Here is a 17,124-nt window from a genome sequence, read left to right as displayed (position 1 = left end):
GACGCCCCCGCACTCCCCACCCGAACTCCTGGACCCAGCGAAGGACCCGACATGAGCTACCAGACCGGGATCGGCCAGCGCACCGCCGTCGTGACGGGCGCCGCCTCCCCGCGCGGCATCGGTTTCGCCACCGCCCGCAGGTTCGCCGCCGAAGGGTGGGCCGTGGCCCTCCTGGACATCGACGGCCCCGGCGCCGAGGCCGCCGCGGACAAGATCGCCGGCGAGTTCAAGGCCCCCGTGCTGGGGCTGGCCGCGGACGTGACCGACCAGGAGTCCCTGGCCCGTTGCGTCGAGGCGCTCGCCGCCTCCGAACTGCCGCCCGTGGGCGCCCTCGCCAACATCGCCGGTGTCGCCTCCCCCACCCCGTTCCTCGAGGTGGACCTGGAGGAGTGGAACCGCGTGGTGGGCATCAACCTCACCGGCACCTTCCTGGCGTGCCAGGCGTTCCTGCCGCAGATGATCGAGAACGGCTACGGCCGCATCGTGAACATGTCGTCGGTCTCCGCGCAGCAGGGCGGCGGCGTGTTCTCCAAGACGCCGTACTCCGCGGCGAAGGCCGGCGTGCTCGGCCTGACGCGCTCCCTGGCCCGCGAGGTGGCCCCGCACGGCATCACCGTCAACGCCCTCAGCCCGGGCGTGGTGGACACCGACATCCGCGCCGGCGCCACCGACGAGGAGAACGAGGCGCGCCTGGCCGCCGCCGTGCCGATGGGCCGCCAGGGAACCCCCGACGACATGGCCGCCCTGGTCGTGTTCCTGTCCAGCGAGGACTCCTCGTACATCACCGGGACCACCCAGAACATCAACGGCGGTTCGTACATCGCCTGAGCGCCCGTCCCCGGACGGTCTCGGAAGGAGCACCCGTGAGCGGAACACCCTCGGCGACGGCGCGGCGCGTCGGCATCTCCACGATCACCTTCCGGTTCCGGCCGCTGGAGGAGGCCCTGAGCCTCATCGAGCGGATCGGCGCCGTGGAGGTGGACCTGGGCGCCATCCCCGCCGTGACGGACCACGTGCCGGTGCCCTTCACCGGGGACCCGCAGGAGTACGTGGCCGCGCTCGCGGCGCACGGCCTGACCGCGGGCGCCGTGAACTCCGACGTCGGCCCGCTGAACGACCCGGCGCTGGACGCCGGGACGCTGGCGGCGACGGTCCGCCCGCTCGTCGAGCTCGCGGCGGCGACCGGTGCGGCGCTGATCGTGCCGTGCGGGGGGCCGTCCTGGGAGGCGCACGTCGACGACGAGGCGGACCTGGCCCGCTGCGTCGAGAACCTGCGCGCGATCTCGCGCCTGTGCGCCGAGGGCGGCGTGCGGCTGCTGGTGGAGGTGCTGCACCACCGCCGCTGGGTCCACGACGTGGCGCGCGCCGACCGCGTCCTGGACGCCCTGGGGCCGCAGGAGATCGGGCTGCTGCTGGACACCTCGCACGTCGTCGCCTCCGGGGACGACGTCGTGGCCTGGGCCGGGAAGCACGCCTCGCGGGTGGAGCGCGTGCACCTGCGCGACGCCGTGCCGGGCAACCTCAACCTCGGCATCGGGCGCGGCGACGTCGACTTCCGCGGCGTGCTCGGCGCCCTGGAGGCCGGCGGGTTCACCGGCACGTACGTGCTGGAGCTGGAGACGCACGACGTCGAGGAGGACGAGCGCGAGGCCGACGCCCAGCGCTCCTTCGACGAGGTCGCCGCCCTGCTGGACGAGGTGGCGCATCCCTGAGCGCGGCTGAGCCGGCCCACCCGCGTCGTCAGCGGGTGGGCCGCTCCCGCGCTCGGGGGCTCAGGGGGTCGGGCAGTCGCGCAGGTTCGGCACCTCGGACTCGGGCACCTGGCGGCCGTCGAGCTCGGCGGCGGTCAGGACCTCGCCGTTCTCCTCGATGTCCTCGATGAGCCACTGCATCTCGCGGATCTCGCGCTCCTGCGCCTCGATGATGGACGCGGCGAGCCGGCAGACCCGGACGTCGTCGAGGTCGGCGCGCGCGGAGCGGGTGATGGCGAGCGAGTGGTGCGGCACCATCGCGCTCATCCAGCCGACGTCGCCCACGGTCGCCTGGCTGCGGTCCAGGAAGGTGCCGCCGCCCAGCAGGAGCAGGCCCGCCACGACGATCGCGATGTTCCCCTTGACGCTGCGGTACATCTTCAGCATCCAGGCGATCATCACCAGGGCCATCGCCCCGCCCATGGTCAGGGCCATGAAGACCCGGCTCTCGCTGAACATGACGTGGTCCCACCGCCACGTGCCCACGAACATGACGGCGTACATGACGACCATCGACGTGAGGATCATGGCCGCGAAGCGCAGGTACATCCGGCGCACGTGCTTGCCGTGGCCCTCGTCCTGCCCCTTGTCGCCGTGCTACCCCTTGTCGCTACCAGGCGTCGCCACCGCTGCCCCCTGCTGATCGACGATGTCCGGCACTTCGACGAGCCGGCGCCCGACGAAGGTACGAGGCGGCAGCTACGTCCGCACGTCGGTACGGGTGTGCGGTGGTGCGACCCGAGAGCCCGTCGGCTCACCGGTGGCGCCGGGGGTGACGGGTGCGGGGCAGGGGTCGAGGCGGGCCCTACGGTGCTGACGTGCGCACCGCCTCCGTGCCCCCCACCCGCGTCCTCGGCCTCGCCTGCTCCGCGGCCGGGGGTGTCACGGACGTGCGCGAGCGCCTGGTGGAGCCGCTGCTGGCGGCGGGCTGGACCGTGGTGGTGACCGCCACCCCGGCCGCAGCGGCGTGGCTGGCGGACGCCGGTGCGGACCGCCGCATCGCGGAGGTGACGGGGTACCCGCTGCGCAGCACCCCCCGGCTGCCGCACCAGCCGCGACCGCACCCGGACCCGCACTGCTGGGTCGTCGCGCCGGCCACCGCGGGCACGGTCGCCAAGCTGGCCCTCGGCATCGCCGACAACCAGGCCGTGACGCCGGTGTGCGAGGCGATCGGCGCGCGGGCGGTGCCGGTGGTGGTGCACCCGCGCGTCAGCGCCGGGCACGCCGGGCACCCCGCCTGGGCGGGGCACCTGGCGGTGCTGCGCGCGGCGGGGGTGCACGTGGTGCAGGGGGAACCGGACGGGGACGTCGCCTGGGGTGCGGTGCTGCGCGCGGTCGAGGCGGCCACCGCCCCCTGACCCCACCGGTGGGTCAACGGCCCGGGACGGGCACCCCCGCGGCCAGCGCCCGCTCGACGGCGGCCTCGACGTGCAGCCGGGTGCTGGGGAAGACCGGCACCGGGCAGTCCTCCGGGCCGATGAGCAGCTCGATCTCCGTGCACCCCAGCACGATCCCCTGCGCACCGGCGGCGACGAGGTCGTCGATGACCTCGCGGTAGCGGGCGCGGGAGCCGTCGTCGACGATCCCGAGGCACAGCTCGTCGTAGATGACGTGGTGCACCAGCGCGCGCTGCTGCGGCCCGGGCACGAGGACCTCGACGCCGTGGCCGGCGACCCGGTCGCGGTAGAAGTCGCGCTCCATCGTGAACGCCGTCGCCAGCAGCCCCACCCGGTGCAGCCCCGCCGCGCGCACGGCGGCGGCGGTGACGTCGGCGATGTGCAGCAGGGGGATCGTCACCGCGTCCTGCACCTGGTCGGCGACCTGGTGCATGGTGTTCGTGCACAGCAGCAGCAGGTCCGCACCGCCCGCCTGCAACCCGGCCGCGTGGCGGGCGAGGAGCCGCCCCGCCTCCTCCCACTCCCCCGCGGCCTGCAGCCGCTCGACGTCGGCGAAGTCGACGGAGGCGAGCAGGCAGCGGGCGGAGTGCAGGCCGCCGAGGCGCTCGCGCACCAGTTCGTTGGCGAGGCGGTAGTACTCGGCGCTGGACTCCCAGCTCATCCCGCCCAGCATCCCGATCGTCAGCACGACGTCCCCTCCCCCGCCGGGCCGCTCCCGGCGCACGACGGACATCGTGGCGGTCGCGCGGGCGGTGGGGCGGGTCTTTCCCGGCCGGGCGCTCGTCCCTACAGGAAGCCGACGCCGACGATCGCGCCCACCCACACCACGGGGATCGCGACGCCCTCGAACCCGATGCCGCGCCGGCCGCGCAGCAGCAGCCCGGCCGCGAGCAGGGCGCTCATGAGCAGGCCCGCGGCGAGCAGCAGCAGGCCGGAGGCGCCGGCGTCGGCGTAGATCGGTCCCTCGCGGTAGAACACGTCGGCCACCGCGATCTGCAGGGCGTCGAAGACGTTGCCGCCGATGATGTCGCCGACGCCGAGCGCGAGGGCGCGCATGCGGACCGCGGCGATGAGGGTGACGAGCTCGGGCAGGGACGACACGGCCGTGGTCAGGGTGGAGCCGACGAGACCGCCGGAGGCGCCGGTGGCGTCGACGACGCCGAGCCCGGCGCGGCCCACGACGTACCCGGCGACCGCCATCGACACCGCGAGCAGCGCGAAGGAGACCCCGAGGCGGCGGCCGCTGGCGCCGCTGCCCTCCTGCGGCTCGTCCTCGACCGTCTCGTCGGTCACGACGGGCTTCCACATGGGGTGCTCGTGCAGCCGGCGCACGAGCACCAGCCCGCCCGCGTAGAGCACCGGGATGGCGACGGTGGCGGGGTGGACGCTGAACACGGCCAGGTCGGGCAGGGCGAAGCCGATGAGCGGGACGGCCAGCAGGCCGAGGAGCACGAGGGCCTGCATGAGGTTCTGGCTGGAGGCCGCCGCGTGCTCGAGGTTGACGCGGCGGTAGTAGAGGTCGGCGACGGCCAGCCACACCGTCTGGATGAGGATGCCGCCGACGGGGTTGGCGAAGGCGAACTGCGCGTCCCCGGACAGCCCGCCGACGGCCACGGTCACCAGGCCGGGCAGGGACGTGGTCGCTCCCAGCAGCACCGCGCCGGCGATCGCCTCCCCCATGCCCGTGCGGTCGGCGATCTCGTCGGCGACGGCGGTCATGCGGATGCCGGTGAGGACGATGACGACACCGGCGACGACGAGGCCGATCAGGCTGGGCAGGAGCGGCCAGGGGGCGTCGGGGTCGAGGAGGGGCACGGCGGACACCGTGGCGTGCGGTCGACCGGCCCGCCAGCCGAGCGGGAGACAGGGTCAGGGGCGTTCAGCCCCGCGGCGGGTGCCAGTCCACGACGGGGGCCAGGCCGCGCACCAGGAGCCCGGCCGGGACGACGCCCACCAGCGGGGCGGAGAGGTCCCGCAGCCGCCTGCCGAGAGGGCTGGACGCCTGGGTGATCCGTCCGGCGGAGCGCGAGCGCGCGGCCAGGCGCGTGGTGCGGGGCAGCCGCAGCCGGGTGTAGCGCTCCAGCGCCCCGGCCAGTGCACCCGGCGGAGCGGTGCCTGCGGCGGCGGGAGCGGCGAGGACGGCGAGGGTGACGGCGTCCTCCAGCGCCAGGCACCCGCCCTGCCCCAGCTCAGGCGTCATCGCGTGGGCGGCGTCGCCCACCAGCGCGACCCGGCCGGCGTCGAAGCGGGGCAGCGGCGTCGCCAGCTCCAGCACGTCGTGGTGCAGGACGTCGCCGGGCCCCAGCCCGGCGAGCAGCTGCGGGACCGGCTCGTGCCAGCCGCCGAACCGGCGGCGCAGCTCCTGCGCCTCGTCGTCGCTGCGCGTGCCCGGCGGTGCGCTCGCGGTGGCGTAGCAGTAGGCCCGCCCGCCGGCCATCGGCACGATCGCGAAGCGCTGCCCGCACGTCCCCCACGTCTCCGAGCCGGTCGCGCCGGGCGGGGCGCCGGTCAGGAACCGCCACGCGGTGTACCCGGCGTACGAGGGACCCGGGTGGTGCGGGAAGAGGGCGGTGCGCACCGGGGAGCCGATGCCGTCGGCGGCCACGACGAGGTCCGCCTCGACGTGCTCGCCGGTCGTGAGGACGACGCGGGCGGGCGCGCCGCGCGGGTCGCCGGGCTCGACGCGCTCGACCGCGCTGCCCGGGTGCAGGCAGCCGTCGGGCAGCAGGTCGGCGAGCAGGGCGGTGAGCTCGGCGCGGGCCAGGACCACGACGGGGTCGCCGTAGCGGTTCCTCACGGCGTCGGCGAGGTCGCTGCGGGCGATCCAGCGCCCGTCGGGGCGGCGGATCCCGGTGCCCGCACCCAGGGCGGCCAGGCGCCGCACGCCGTCCGCCGCGCCCAGGACGTCGAGGGCGCGCAGAGCGTTGGGCCACAGGCTGATCCCGGCACCGACCGGTTCGAGGGAGCCGGCCCGCTCGTGCAGGTCGACCCGCCAGCCGGCTCGGGCCAGGCCCGCCGCGGCGGCCAGGCCGCCGAGCCCCGCGCCCACCACCACCGCGCGCGCGTCACCCACGTCGTCCTCCTCGGCCCGCGGTCCCCGGAGAGGACTCCCGCGGGTGCGAGGGGAAAGGTAGCGCCGGCCCGGGCACGACGAAGGCCCCGGTCCACCGGACCGGGGCCTCGCGCTGAGCGGGTGACGGGAATCGAACCCGCGCTATCAGCTTGGGAAGCTGAAGTTCTACCATTGAACTACACCCGCACGTCCCGGGGGGCGATCCGGGACGGCACCACTCTAACGGACACCGCGCGGTGGTCCAGCCCCCGGCCCGCACCCCCGCTCGCGCACCCCCCGCCCGGGGGCCGGGCGGCGGTAGCGTGGGCCCGTGCTGCTCTCCGACCGCGACATCCGCCGGGAACTGGCCGCCGGGCGCGTGGTGATCGAGCCGTCCGAGCCGTCGATGGTGCAGCCCTCCAGCGTGGACGTGCGCATCGACCGCTACTTCCGCCTCTTCGACAACCACAAGTACTCCGTGATCGACCCGGCGCAGGAGCAGCCGGAGCTGACGCGGCTGGTGGAGGTGCCGGCGGACGAGGCGTTCATCCTGCACCCGGGCGAGTTCGTGCTGGCCTCCACGTACGAGGTGGTCACGCTGCCCGACGACGTCTCCGCACGGCTGGAGGGCAAGAGCAGCCTGGGGCGGCTGGGGCTGCTGACGCACTCCACGGCCGGCTTCATCGACGCCGGCTTCTCCGGGCACGTGACGCTGGAGCTGTCCAACGTGGCGACCCTGCCGATCACGCTGTGGCCGGGCATGAAGATCGGCCAGCTGTGCTTCTTCCGGCTGTCCTCCCCCGCGGAGAACCCGTACGGCAGCGCCGCCTCCGGCTCGCGCTACCAGGGGCAGCGGGGCCCGACGCCGAGCCGCTCCTTCGCCCGCTTCCACCGCACGCCGGTGTGAGGCGGCGGTGCCCGTGCACGCGGCGGCGGCACCCGCGGACGGGTCGCGGCCACCCGCCGCACCCGTTCGGCCCAGCGCACCACCGGCAGCCCTACAGGTCGGGACCCCGGCAGCCGTAGATGAGTGCGTGAGGAGCACCACGCGAGCGGCCGGGCCCGCCGCACCGGGGACGACGCCGTGAGCGCCCGTCACCGCGCCGTCGTGCGCCCCGACGCCCCGGTCCACCGGCCCGGGACCAGCGTGTCCACCGTCCGCGTCGGCCGGCAGGGCATCTACGACGGCGAGCGCCGCCTCGTCGCCTACGAGCTGCTGTTCCGCGCCCACGGCGGCACCACCGCTGCCCTGTCCAGCGGCGCCGAGCAGGACCACGCCACCTCGCAGGTCATCAGCGCCACCTTCGGCGACTTCGGCGTGGAGCAGATCGCCGGCGACAAGCCGCTGTTCATCAACCTCACCCGTGGCTTCTTCACCGGCGAGCTGCCGGTGCCGTGCTCGCCGCACCAGGTCGTGCTGGAGCTGCTGGAGGACGTGGAGGTCGACGAGGAGCTGCTGGCGGGCCTGGACCAGCTGCGCGCGCAGGGCTACCGCGTCGCCGTGGACGACTTCGACGGCGAGGAGAGCCGGCTGCCGGCCGTGGAGCGCGCCGAGTACGTGAAGATCGACCTGGCGGCCAGCGGGGAGCGCTTCGAGGACGTGGTGGCGCTGGTGCGCCGGCACAACCCGTCGGCCCTGGTGGTCGTGGAGCGCGTGGAGGACGACGCGGAGTTCGAGCGGTGCGCGGCCGCGGGCTGCGACCTCTTCCAGGGCTACGGCCTGCAGCGCCCGGTGACCCTGGAGTCGGTGAGCCTGACGCCCTCGCAGCTGGTGTGCCTGCGCCTGGTGCGGGCGCTGACCGGCAGCGACGCCCCCATCGGGGAGATCGAGCAGCTGGTGGCCTCCGACCCGGGGCTGAGCCTGCGGGTGCTGCGCACGGTGTCCTCGGCCGGTTACGGCACCCAGCAGGAGATCTCCTCGCTGCGGCAGGCGATCGTGCTGCTGGGCCGGCGGCAGCTGTGCTCGTGGGTGGTGCTCATGCTGCTGGGCGGGGTGACGAGCGTGGACACCGAGTCGCTGACGACGGTCCTGGCGCGGGCGGCGGCGTGCGCGCGGCTGGTGCCGGCGGACTCGGACCTGGCGTACACGGTGGGGCTGCTCTCGGGCGTGGCGACGGTCCTGAACATGGGCGAGGACGAGCTGGTGGAGACCACCGGCGTGGCGCTGTCGGTGCGGGCGGCGCTGCTGGAGGGCCGCGGAGCGGCCGGGCAGGCGCTGCGGGCGGTGCTGTCCTACGAGGACGACGACGACCCCGTCGCCGAGGTGGACCGGCCCGCGTACGAGGTGTACGAGGTGTCGCGGGCCTACCTGGCCGGGCTGAGCACGGCGATGGCCACGGTGGAGGCGGTCCTGGAGCACGACTGAGCGGAATCGGGCACGGCCGGGCGGGGGCGCCGGGCGAGGGGGTGCGGCGCCCGCGCGGGCGACCTACCCTGACGCGGTGACCGGGCGGGGCGAGGGCGGTGGTCGCTGGGCCGAGCCCGTGGGCCCGTGCGACGCCGCCGAGGAGCGCGCCCTGGAGCTGGCCCACCGGGTGTTCGAGTCCGCGCGGCGGGGGCTGACCCGGCAGCTGTGCACCTACCTGGACGCCGGGGTGCCGCCGGACTCCACCGACTCCGCCGGCGACTGCCTGCTGGTGCTGGCCGCCCACCACGGCCACCGGAGCACGGTGCGCGCGCTGCTGGAGCGGGGCGCCGACCCCGACAAGACCGACGCGGCCGGCCGCACGGCGCTGACGGCCGCGGTGTTCCGGGGGTTCTCGGACGTGGTGGTGGCGCTGGTCGGCGCCGACGCCGACCCGTACGCGGGCAGCCCCAGCGCGCTGGAGACGGCGCGCTTCTTCGGCCGCGACGACCTCCTGGAGCTGCTGGAGGTGCCCGGTGAGGAGCTGGGGGGCGGCTGAGGCGCACGGCGCCGCTCCCCGCTGCCCTAGCCTGATGCCGACCGGGCCGCCCGAGGGCCCCGCTGGAGCTGGAGGCTGTGCAGGTGGACCCGACCGGGCCGGTCTCCCGCTACCGCCGCAGGTTCCTGCGGCACCCGGCCCAGGTGGTGGCGGTGGCGTTCGCGGCGGCCGTGGCCCTGGGCACGGCGCTGCTGTGGGTCCCGGTGGCCCGGCGGGGCCCCGGCGGCGCGGAGTTCGTCGACGCGCTGTTCACGGCGATCAGTGCGCTGTGCGTCACCGGGCACGTCGTGGTGGACACCCGCGAGCACTGGTCCGGGTTCGGGCTGGTGGTCATCCTGGCGCTGGCGCAGATCGGCGGCTTCGGGATCATGACGTCGGCCTCCCTGCTGGGGGTGTTCGCCTCCCGCCGGCTGGGGTTGCGCTCGCGGATGCTGACGGCGACGGAGTCGCGCGGCCTGGAACTGGGCGACGTGCGCTCGGTGCTGGTGGGGGTCGTGCGCGTGTCGCTGGCCGTGGAGCTGGTGACGGCGGTGGTGCTGACCACCCGCCTGCTGGTGGCCTACGAGCTCAGCGTCTGGGACGCGGTGCGCGAGGGCGTGTTCCTGGCGATCTCGGCGTTCAACAACGCCGGGTTCGCGCTGCGCTCGGACAGCATGACCGACTTCGCCACCGACGTGTGGATGTGCGGGGCCGTCATGGTGGCCAGCACGCTGGGCGGGCTGGGGTTCCCGGTGCTGCTGGAGCTGCGCCGGCAGTTCCGCCGGCCGAGGGACTGGTCGCTGCACACGAAGCTGACGATGGTGACGACCGCCGCGCTGCTGGTCTTCGGGTGGGTGTTCCTCACCGTGAACGAGTGGCGCAACCCGGCGACGTTCGGTGCGCTGCCGTGGTGGTCGCGGCCGCTGGCGGGGTTGTTCCAGACGACGGCCACGCGCAGCTCGGGGTTCAACACGGTGGACATCACGCAGATGAACGGCGGCTCGTGGCTCGTCATGGACGTGCTGATGTTCATCGGCGGCGGCTCGGCGAGCACCGCGGGCGGCATCAAGGTCACGACGTTCGCCCTGCTGCTGATCGTGGTGTTCGCGGAGTTCCGCGGTGAGGAGACGGTGAGCGTGTTCGCCCGCCGGGTCCCGGACCGCGTGTACCGGCAGGCGCTGGCCGTGGCCCTGGTCTCGCTGGCGGTCATCGTGGTCGCCACGCTGGTCATCGTGGAGCTGAGCCGCGCCCCGCTGGACGCGACGCTGTTCGAGGTCGTCTCCGCGTTCGCCACGGTCGGGCTGTCCTCGGGGCTGGTGGCGACGCTGCCGGACTCCTGCCAGCTCATCCTGGCCCTGCTGATGTTCCTCGGCCGGCTGGGGCCGATCACCCTGGGGGCGGCGCTGGCCCTGCGCGAGCGCCGCCGCCTGTACGAGTTCCCCGAAGGGAGGCCGATCATTGGCTAGGAGGTCCGCGCTCTCACGCCCGCGGTCGGTGGTGGTGATCGGCCTGGGCCGGTTCGGCCGGTCGCTGGCGCTGGAGCTCATGGAGGACGGTCAGGTGGACGTCCTGGGCATCGACTCCGACCCCAAGCTCGTCGACGAGCTGGCCGGGCACCTCACGCACGCCGTGGTGGCCGACTCCACCCGGGAGGAGGCGCTGCGGCAGCTGTCGGTGCACGAGTTCGACCGGGCCGTCGTGGGGATCGGCACGAACCTCGAGGCGTCCATCCTGACGGTCTCGACGCTGCTGCAGTTCGGCATCCGCAACGTGTGGGCGAAGGCGATCAGCGATTCGCACGCGCGCATCCTGACGCAGCTCGGCGCGCACAAGGTGATCCGCCCCGAGCACGAGATGGGGTTGCGGGTGGCGCACCTGGTGCGGGGGCGGATGCTGGACTACATCGAGTTCGAGGACGGCTTCGCGATGGTGAAGACGACCGCGCCCGCCCCGCTGGTCGGGCAGACGCTGGCGGGGGCGCGGCTGCGCAGCACCTACCGGGTGACGGTGGTCGCCCACCACCGCCCCGGCGAGGGGTTCTCCTACGCCACGCCGGAGACGGTGCTGTCGGCCGACGACGTGATCATCGTGTCGGGGCAGATCCGCGACGTGGAGGCGTTCAGCTCGCTGGCGTGAGCCCTTGCGGCGCGGTGCTCCGCCGGTGGCCGGCGGTCGGGGTCCTCAGCGGTCCTCGCCGGCGTCGGCGACGTCCTCCTCGGGGCGCGGCGGGACGTCCTGGTCGGCCTCCAGCTCCGGCACCGGGACGTCCGCGGGGTCGGGGCCGCGCCGGTCGACGCCCACGAGGCGGCGGCGCTCCGGCTCGCCGCGCTCGGCGCGCGTGAGGTCGATGAGCGTGCGGCGGTCGGCGCTGCTGCGGCGTCCGTCGCCGGGCGCGGGGTCCGGTGCTGTGCTCACCCGATCACCTCACCACGCCGGGACCCGGCCTGCCACCTCCTGAGCCGCCCCCGGCCCGCGGCCGTCCCCGGCGCCGGTGCGGCAGGATGGTCGCCCGTGGCCGAGCTGGTGTTCTTCTCCGGGACGATGGACTGCGGCAAGTCGACGCTCGCGCTGCAGGTCGACCACAACCACCGCGTCCAGGGCCGTCGCGGGTTGCTGTTCACCCGCTTCGACCGGTCCGGCGAGGCCGTCGTGTCCAGCCGCATCGGCCTGGCCCGCCCCGCGCTGGAGGTCGCCGAGGGCACGGACCTCTGGGAGGAGGTGTCCCGGCGGCACCGCGAGCGGCCCGTCGACTACGTCGTGGGCGACGAGGCGCAGTTCTACTCCCCCGAGCAGGTCGAGCAGCTCGCCCGGCTCGTGGACGACCTCGGCATCGACGTGTTCGCGTTCGGGATCACGAGCGACTTCAGGACCAGGCTCTTCCCCGGCAGCGCACGCCTGATCGAGCTCGCCGACCGCGTGCAGGTGCCGCAGGTGGAGGCGCTGTGCTGGTGCGGGGCACGAGCCACCCACAACGCCCGCACCGTCGACGGCGTGATGGTCGTCGCCGGTGAGCAGGTCGTCGTCGGGGACGTGGGGCGGGCCGAGGGGACCCTCGACGTCGGGCCGGTGGGCACCATCGCGTACGAGGTGCTCTGCCGGCGCCACCACGTGCGCCGCGAGACCGCGGCGGCCGTCAGCGGCGGGCGCGCGCCAGCAGTCCCGCGGTGAGGGCGGCGGCGCCGACGGCCGCACCGCCGAGGGCGCGCCGGTGCAGCAGCGCCCACACCTGCGGGCTGCGCTCGTGGGACTGCTCGTCGAACGGGCCGCGGCTGCCGTGGTCGCCGGGCACCGGCTCGTCCAGGTAGTCGCCCACCATCGTCTCGCGCGGCTGGTCGGTCTGCTGGCCGTCCACGGCGGTGCGGGCCAGGTACCGGTCCATCAGGGGTGCGACGAACCTGTTGCCCAGGATGGTGCCGACGGTGGACTCGCCCACCCAGGTGGTGCGGCGGGGGCGGTCCACCACGTCGCCCACCACGCGGGCGCACAGCTCCGGCTGGTAGATCGGCGCCACCGGCTGCGGGTGGTTCGGCAACCTCGAACGCACCCACCCGAACTGGGTGGTGTTCATCCCCGGCATGTGGACCGTGGAGACGGTCACGGAACTGCCCTCGTTCAGCAGTTCCGTGACGACGCTCTCGGTGAACCCGACGATCGCGTGCTTGGCGCCGCAGTACGCGGACTGCAGCGGGATGCCGCGGTGGGCCAGGGCGGAACCGATCTGCACGACGCGGCCGCGGTCGCGCGGGCGCATCCGGGACAGGGCGGCGCGGGTGCCGTTGACGTAGCCGAAGTAGGTGGTGGCGGTGGCGCGCGCGTAGTCGTGGGGGTCGACCTCCCAGAACCGCGCGAACACGCTAGCCATCGCGTTGTTCACCCACACCTCGATCGGGCCCAGCTCGGCCTCCACGCGGGCGGCGGCGGCGTCCACGGCCTCGTGGTCGCCGACGTCGCACACGACCCCGACGGCGCGCCGGCCGCGCGCGGCGACGTCGGCGACGGCACCGGCCAGCCCGTCGTGCCCGCGCGCCAGGACGGCGACGTCCCAGCCGCGCCCGGCGAGCTCGCGCACGACCGCGCGGCCGAGCCCCGCGGAACCACCGGTCACCACGGCCACGCCCCGCTGCGAGGGCGCTGCGCGCAGCGAGACCAGCTCGTCGCGCTCGTCCGGGCCGTCGTGCTCGTGGTGGCCGTCGCTGCTGGGGGCGCTCACCGGTCCTCCTGACGTCGTGGCGCGGGCCGTCCGCGCCGCTGGCCCCCACCCTGGCGCACGCCGGCTCGCCGCGCCGCCCGGCGCGGCACGGGGTGCGGGCGGCGCACCGCGCGGCGAGGATGCCCCCATGGACGAGCAGGACATCCACCACCGCATCAACACCCTCGTCGAGCGCGAGCACCAGCTGCGTGCTGCGCTGTCCGAGGGCAAGCTCTCCGCGCAGCAGGAGCACGCGGAGCTGAAGGAGGCCGAGCAGCAGCTGGACCAGCTGTGGGACCTGCTGCGCCAGCGCGAGGCCAAGCGCAACGCGGGCCTGGACCCCGACGAGGCGGACGCGCGACCCGTCAGCGAGGTGGAGGGCTACCGGCAGTAGCCCCGCGCAGGGGGTCCAGCGCCACCTCCAGGCGCACCACGGCCGGGGCGCCGGTCCGCACCAGCACGGGCACGCGCAGTGCCCGCCGGTGCAGGTGGCACGCCGCGCCCGGCACCGTGCCGGTGTCGCAGGTGGCCACCTGCAGGTCCAGGTGCAGCACGCCCCCGGCCGTTCCGTCAGCCACCGTCAGCTCCTGCTCCAGGCCCTCGCCGGTCACCGCGCGCAGCAGTCCCGGCGGGGCGGCGCGGAGCCGCAGCAGCGCCGTGCCCGCGCCGCGCCCGTCGAGCTGCTGCCCGGCCGGCGCGGCGACGGCCACGGTCAGCCGCACCGGCCCGGGCGGGAGCGTGAGCGGGTCCCGCGGTTCGGGGCCCGGCCGCTCCCGCAGCACCGTCGGCAGCGGCAGTCGGGTGAGTCGGTGCGCGGCGGACTCGACGACCACGAGCGCACCCCCGTCGGGGCCGTCCAGCACGAGGACGTCGGCGGGTTCGGCCAGGCCGCGCAACAGGGTGCTCACGCGGCCGGTGGCGGGGTCGAGGCGGCGCAGGGCACCGTTGTAGGTGTCCGCCACGAGGACCGAGCCGTCCGGCGCCACCGCCAGCCCGAGCGGGTGCTGCAGCAGCGCCGGCGGTTCGGCGGCACCGCCCGGACCGCCCGTGCCGGGCCCGTCGCCCGCGGTGCCCGGGCCGTCGCGGTGTCCGAACTCGAACAGCCCCTGCCCGGCGGCGGTGCTGATCCGGTGGCCGGGCCGGGCGACGGGGGCGACGTTCGCCATCCGGTCGTCCACGACCACCGGCACCGAGCGGTCCACCGCCCCGGTGCGGCGCAGCACCCGCACCGCGGACGTCTCCGCGTCGACGAACCACGCCTCCTCCCGCGCGGCGCCGTCCGCTGCGTCCCCCGGCGGGACGCGCCGCACCGCCAGCCCCGAGGGCTGCGCCAGCCACGCCGACTCGGCGGGGCCGTCGCGCAGGCCCTCCGCGGTGGTGCCGGCCACGACCCGCACCACCCCGTCCAGCGGGTCGAACGCCCACAGCTGGTGGTGGCCGGCCATCGCCACCAGCACCTGCCCGTCGAACCACGCCACGTCCCACGGGGAGGACAGGTCCTGCTCCAGCGCGGGCCCGCCGCCGGTGCGGCGGCGCGCCTGCCGGCCGGTGCCGGCGACGGTGCGCACCTTCCCGTCGGCCAGCCGGAGTCCGCGCAGCGCGTGGGACCCGCGGTCGGCGACCACGACGTCGTAGCCCGCGCGGCCCGCGACGTCCGGCGGCAGCAGCGCCAGCCCCTGCGGCTCGTCGAACTCCGCCTCGCCGGCGGGCCCGTCCAGCAGACCGGCCCGGCCGCTGCCGGTGCGGCGCAGCTCGGTGGTCAGGTCCCCGGCCAGCTCCACGAGCTGGTGGTGGCCGGTGTCGGCGACCAGGACGCTGCCGCCGGGCAGCGCCAGGGCCCGCGCGGGGAAGCGCAGCGCCGACGGGCCCGGTGCGGCCCCCCGCACGGCGAGCCCGCCCGCTGCGCGGCGCGGTGCCGCGGCCAGCAGTCCCTCCACGACCGCGGCGACCTGCGCACCGCGCCCCTCCCCGGACACCGACGCCGCGACGTACCCGTCGGGGTCGACGACGACCAGGGTGGGCCACGCGCGCACCGCGTACGCCGACCACGTCTCGCGGTCGGCGTCGTCCAGCACCGGGTGCGCGACGCCCAGCCGGGCGACGGCCGCGTCCAGCGCGGCGGGTTCCGCCTCGTGCGGGAACTTCGGCGAGTGCACGCCCAGGACGGTCAGGTCGTCGCCGAACCGCTCCTCCAGCGCCCGCAGCTCGGGCAGCACGTGCACGCAGTTCACGCAGGAACCCGTCCAGAAGTGCAGCAGCAGCACCCGCCCGCGCAGGTCCGCCGCCGTGAGCGCGCGGCCACCGGTGCCCAGCCAGCGCCGCCCCACCGGCTGCGGGGCGCGCACCCGGCCGGGCGCGCGGCGGGGCGCGGCGGGGGGTTCCGGTCCGGGCACCCGCCCAGTCTCGGTGCCGCGGTGCGCGTGCGCACCGGCGGGGGTTCTCCCCAGGGGAGATGTGCTGCGGGGAGAAACCCCGCCGGCACCGGCCCGGGAGGGGGAAGGGTGGGCGGACAGCACCCCACCACCAGGGAGGAACCCGATGCCCACCCCCACGCTCACCGGGCCGTTCGAGGACCAGCTCTCGCAACGGCTGCTGTTCCAGCGCATCGTCGTGCTGGGCCAGGAGGTCGACGACGCGGTCGCGAACCGGATCTGCGCGCAACTGCTGCTGCTGTCCGCCGACGACCCCAGGAGCGACGTCGCCCTCTACATCAACTCCCCCGGCGGTTCGGTCAGCGCCGGCCTGGCCGTCTACGACACGATGCGCCTGATCCCCAACGACGTCGCCACCCTGGTCATGGGCATGGCGGCCAGCATGGGGCAGTTCCTGCTGGGCGCGGGGACTCCCGGCAAGCGGCTCGCCCTGCCGCACGCGCGGGTGATGATGCACCAGCCCTCCGGCGGGATCGGCGGGACGGCCGCGGACATCGCGATCCAGGCGGAGAACCTCGCCCACACGAAGGCGACGATGCAGCGCCTCATCGCCGAGCACACCGGCCAGGACGTGGAGGCGGTCGAGCGGGACTCCCAGCGCGACCGGTGGTTCACCGCGGAACAGGCGCGCGCGTACGGGATCGTGGACCGCGTCGTGGAACGCGTGGACGACGTGCGCCTGGGCGCGGGGCGGAAGGTGGGGCTGTGAGCGCGCTCGTCCCGTACGTCACGGAGTCCACCCCGCGCGGGGAACGCACCTCCGACGTGTTCAGCCGCCTGCTGTCCGAACGCATCGTGTTCCTGGCCGGTGAGATCGACGACGCGGTCGCGAACGTCGTGATCGCGCAGCTGGTGCACCTGGCCTCGGAGAGCCCCACCGCGGACGTGAACCTCTACATCAACTCGCCGGGGGGTTCGGCCACGGCGCTGATGGCCGTCTACGACACGATGCGGTTCGTGCAGCCGGACGTCGCCACGTTCTGCGTGGGCCAGGCCGCCTCGGCGGCCGCGGTGCTGCTGGCCGCGGGGGCGCCGGGCAAGCGCTCGGTGCTGGAGCACTCCCGGGTGCTGCTGCACCAGCCCTCCGGCGGGGCGCAGGGCACCGCGGCGGACCTGCAGATCCAGGCGAAGGAGGTGCTGCGGCTGCGCGGCGAGATCGAGCAGGTGCTGTCCCGGCACACCGGGCACAGCGTCGAGCGGCTGCGCGCCGACCTGGACCGCGACCTGGTGCTGCCCGCCGCCGAGGCCGTCGCCTACGGCGTCGCCGACCGGGTCGTCACCCCCGCCGCGCTCCTCCCCGCCCACCCCTGACCCACCCCCGCCGGGGGGGGGGGGGGGGGGGGGGGGGGGGGGGGGGGGGGGGGGGGGGGGGGGGGGGGGGGGGGGGGGGGGGGGGGGGGGGGGGGGGGGGGGGGGGGGGG

19 protein-coding genes and 1 tRNA gene are annotated in these 17,124 nt (G+C 75.5%); 12 read left to right on the top strand and 8 right to left on the bottom strand.

The genetic code is table 11. From position 1 onward, the window contains the following. Nucleotides 1-51: 51 nt before the first annotated feature. Together ACRYR9_RS13440 and ACRYR9_RS13435 are read left to right on the top strand one after the other, a co-directional pair. Complete coding sequence (locus ACRYR9_RS13440; RefSeq protein ID WP_432495508.1) at nucleotides 52-828, top strand: SDR family NAD(P)-dependent oxidoreductase; 777 nt, start codon at nucleotides 52-54, stop codon at nucleotides 826-828. 35 nt (nucleotides 829-863) lie between these two features. Then, nucleotides 864-1,712 carry a sugar phosphate isomerase/epimerase family protein gene (locus tag ACRYR9_RS13435; protein WP_432495506.1) on the top strand — a complete coding sequence of 283 codons (849 nt, stop codon included), beginning with the start codon at nucleotides 864-866 and terminating at the stop codon, nucleotides 1,710-1,712. Between the two features lie 60 nt (nucleotides 1,713-1,772). Here the strand turns inward: ACRYR9_RS13435 and ACRYR9_RS13430 are convergent, their stop codons facing one another. Beyond that, entirely contained in the window at nucleotides 1,773-2,300 is a 528-nt protein-coding gene (locus tag ACRYR9_RS13430; protein ID WP_432495554.1) for a DUF305 domain-containing protein, read from the bottom strand. Between the two features lie 269 nt (nucleotides 2,301-2,569). Between ACRYR9_RS13430 and ACRYR9_RS13425 the strand changes: the two genes are divergently transcribed. After that, entirely contained in the window at nucleotides 2,570-3,109 is a 540-nt protein-coding gene (locus tag ACRYR9_RS13425; RefSeq protein WP_432495504.1) for a flavoprotein, read from the top strand. Between the two features lie 13 nt (nucleotides 3,110-3,122). Here ACRYR9_RS13425 and ACRYR9_RS13420 read toward each other — a convergent pair whose 3' ends face one another. The 4 genes from ACRYR9_RS13420 to ACRYR9_RS13405 form a co-directional block, all read right to left on the bottom strand. Beyond that, nucleotides 3,123-3,836 (bottom strand): aspartate/glutamate racemase family protein, encoded by a 714-nt coding sequence (locus ACRYR9_RS13420; protein WP_432495552.1) that lies wholly within the window; start codon nucleotides 3,834-3,836, stop codon nucleotides 3,123-3,125. A gap of 98 nt (nucleotides 3,837-3,934) precedes the next feature. Then, the gene (locus tag ACRYR9_RS13415; protein WP_432495502.1) at nucleotides 3,935-4,963 is read right to left on the bottom strand and encodes a sodium:calcium antiporter; all 1,029 of its coding nucleotides are present in this window, start codon (nucleotides 4,961-4,963) and stop codon (nucleotides 3,935-3,937) included. Between the two features lie 64 nt (nucleotides 4,964-5,027). Then, entirely contained in the window at nucleotides 5,028-6,221 is a 1,194-nt protein-coding gene (locus tag ACRYR9_RS13410) for an FAD-dependent monooxygenase (protein WP_432495500.1), read from the bottom strand. Nucleotides 6,222-6,336: 115 nt separating this feature from the next. Next, nucleotides 6,337-6,407 (bottom strand) — tRNA-Gly (locus ACRYR9_RS13405). 124 nt (nucleotides 6,408-6,531) lie between these two features. Between ACRYR9_RS13405 and dcd the strand changes: the two genes are divergently transcribed. The 5 genes from dcd (at nucleotide 6,532) to ACRYR9_RS13380 (ending at nucleotide 11,218) form a co-directional block, all read left to right on the top strand. Further along, the gene (gene dcd, locus ACRYR9_RS13400; RefSeq protein ID WP_432495498.1) at nucleotides 6,532-7,107 is read left to right on the top strand and encodes a dCTP deaminase; all 576 of its coding nucleotides are present in this window, start codon (nucleotides 6,532-6,534) and stop codon (nucleotides 7,105-7,107) included. Nucleotides 7,108-7,284: 177 nt separating this feature from the next. Further along, nucleotides 7,285-8,565: an EAL and HDOD domain-containing protein gene (locus ACRYR9_RS13395; RefSeq protein WP_432495496.1), complete on the top strand. Its 1,281-nt coding sequence runs from the start codon at nucleotides 7,285-7,287 to the stop codon at nucleotides 8,563-8,565. Between the two features lie 76 nt (nucleotides 8,566-8,641). Further along, nucleotides 8,642-9,103 carry an ankyrin repeat domain-containing protein gene (locus ACRYR9_RS13390; protein WP_432495494.1) on the top strand — a complete coding sequence of 154 codons (462 nt, stop codon included), beginning with the start codon at nucleotides 8,642-8,644 and terminating at the stop codon, nucleotides 9,101-9,103. Nucleotides 9,104-9,186: 83 nt separating this feature from the next. Next, a complete protein-coding gene (locus ACRYR9_RS13385) occupies nucleotides 9,187-10,548 on the top strand; it encodes a TrkH family potassium uptake protein (protein WP_432495492.1) in 1,362 nt (453 codons plus the stop codon). Between the two features lie 28 nt (nucleotides 10,549-10,576). Continuing rightward, nucleotides 10,577-11,218: a potassium channel family protein gene (locus tag ACRYR9_RS13380; RefSeq protein ID WP_432495490.1), complete on the top strand. Its 642-nt coding sequence runs from the start codon at nucleotides 10,577-10,579 to the stop codon at nucleotides 11,216-11,218. 45 nt (nucleotides 11,219-11,263) lie between these two features. Here the strand turns inward: ACRYR9_RS13380 and ACRYR9_RS13375 are convergent, their stop codons facing one another. Next, nucleotides 11,264-11,497, bottom strand: a complete 234-nt coding sequence (locus ACRYR9_RS13375) for a hypothetical protein (RefSeq protein ID WP_432495488.1) — start codon at nucleotides 11,495-11,497, stop codon at nucleotides 11,264-11,266. Between the two features lie 96 nt (nucleotides 11,498-11,593). Here ACRYR9_RS13375 and ACRYR9_RS13370 point away from each other — a divergent pair, with 96 nt between their 5' ends. Beyond that, a complete protein-coding gene (locus ACRYR9_RS13370) occupies nucleotides 11,594-12,250 on the top strand; it encodes a thymidine kinase (protein WP_432495486.1) in 657 nt (218 codons plus the stop codon). Here the strand turns inward: ACRYR9_RS13370 and ACRYR9_RS13365 are convergent. Then, the gene (locus tag ACRYR9_RS13365; RefSeq protein WP_432495550.1) at nucleotides 12,216-13,223 is read right to left on the bottom strand and encodes an SDR family oxidoreductase; all 1,008 of its coding nucleotides are present in this window, start codon (nucleotides 13,221-13,223) and stop codon (nucleotides 12,216-12,218) included. The genes ACRYR9_RS13370 and ACRYR9_RS13365 overlap by 35 nt on opposite strands. Nucleotides 13,224-13,419: 196 nt before the next feature. On the opposite strand from ACRYR9_RS13365, the gene ACRYR9_RS13360 reads away from it, so the two are divergent. Further along, nucleotides 13,420-13,665 carry a DUF2630 family protein gene (locus ACRYR9_RS13360; protein WP_432495484.1) on the top strand — a complete coding sequence of 82 codons (246 nt, stop codon included), beginning with the start codon at nucleotides 13,420-13,422 and terminating at the stop codon, nucleotides 13,663-13,665. Here ACRYR9_RS13360 and ACRYR9_RS13355 read toward each other — a convergent pair. After that, nucleotides 13,637-15,664, bottom strand: coding sequence for a redoxin domain-containing protein (locus ACRYR9_RS13355; protein WP_432495482.1), 2,028 nt, complete (start codon nucleotides 15,662-15,664; stop codon nucleotides 13,637-13,639). The two genes, ACRYR9_RS13360 and ACRYR9_RS13355, sit on opposite strands and share 29 nt — an antisense overlap. Nucleotides 15,665-15,809: 145 nt before the next feature. Here ACRYR9_RS13355 and ACRYR9_RS13350 point away from each other — a divergent pair, with 145 nt between their 5' ends. Both ACRYR9_RS13350 and ACRYR9_RS13345 read left to right on the top strand, forming a co-directional pair. After that, nucleotides 15,810-16,412, top strand: coding sequence for a ClpP family protease (locus ACRYR9_RS13350; RefSeq protein WP_432495480.1), 603 nt, complete (start codon nucleotides 15,810-15,812; stop codon nucleotides 16,410-16,412). Beyond that, nucleotides 16,409-17,014 (top strand): ClpP family protease, encoded by a 606-nt coding sequence (locus ACRYR9_RS13345; protein ID WP_432495478.1) that lies wholly within the window; start codon nucleotides 16,409-16,411, stop codon nucleotides 17,012-17,014. The genes ACRYR9_RS13350 and ACRYR9_RS13345 overlap by 4 nt, the downstream gene beginning before the upstream one ends. The last annotated feature ends 110 nt before the right edge of the window (nucleotides 17,015-17,124 follow it).

The sequence above is a fragment of the Kineococcus auxinigenes genome (genome assembly GCF_050871525.1).
GTDB lineage: Bacteria > Actinomycetota > Actinomycetes > Actinomycetales > Kineococcaceae > Kineococcus.
Note: the sequence above shows the minus strand (reverse complement) of the source record. Positions and strands in the feature narration are given on the sequence as shown.

What these genes read in the sequence shown, in the direction of transcription:
- ACRYR9_RS13440 (WP_432495508.1), top strand. Translation starts at nt 52, where the DNA reads ATGAGCTACCAGACCGGGATCGGCCAGCGCACCGCCGTCGTGACGGGC.
- ACRYR9_RS13430 (WP_432495554.1), bottom strand. Translation starts at nt 2,300, where the DNA reads ATGTACCTGCGCTTCGCGGCCATGATCCTCACGTCGATGGTCGTCATG.
- ACRYR9_RS13360 (WP_432495484.1), top strand. Translation starts at nt 13,420, where the DNA reads ATGGACGAGCAGGACATCCACCACCGCATCAACACCCTCGTCGAGCGC.
- ACRYR9_RS13350 (WP_432495480.1), top strand. Translation starts at nt 15,810, where the DNA reads ATGCCCACCCCCACGCTCACCGGGCCGTTCGAGGACCAGCTCTCGCAA.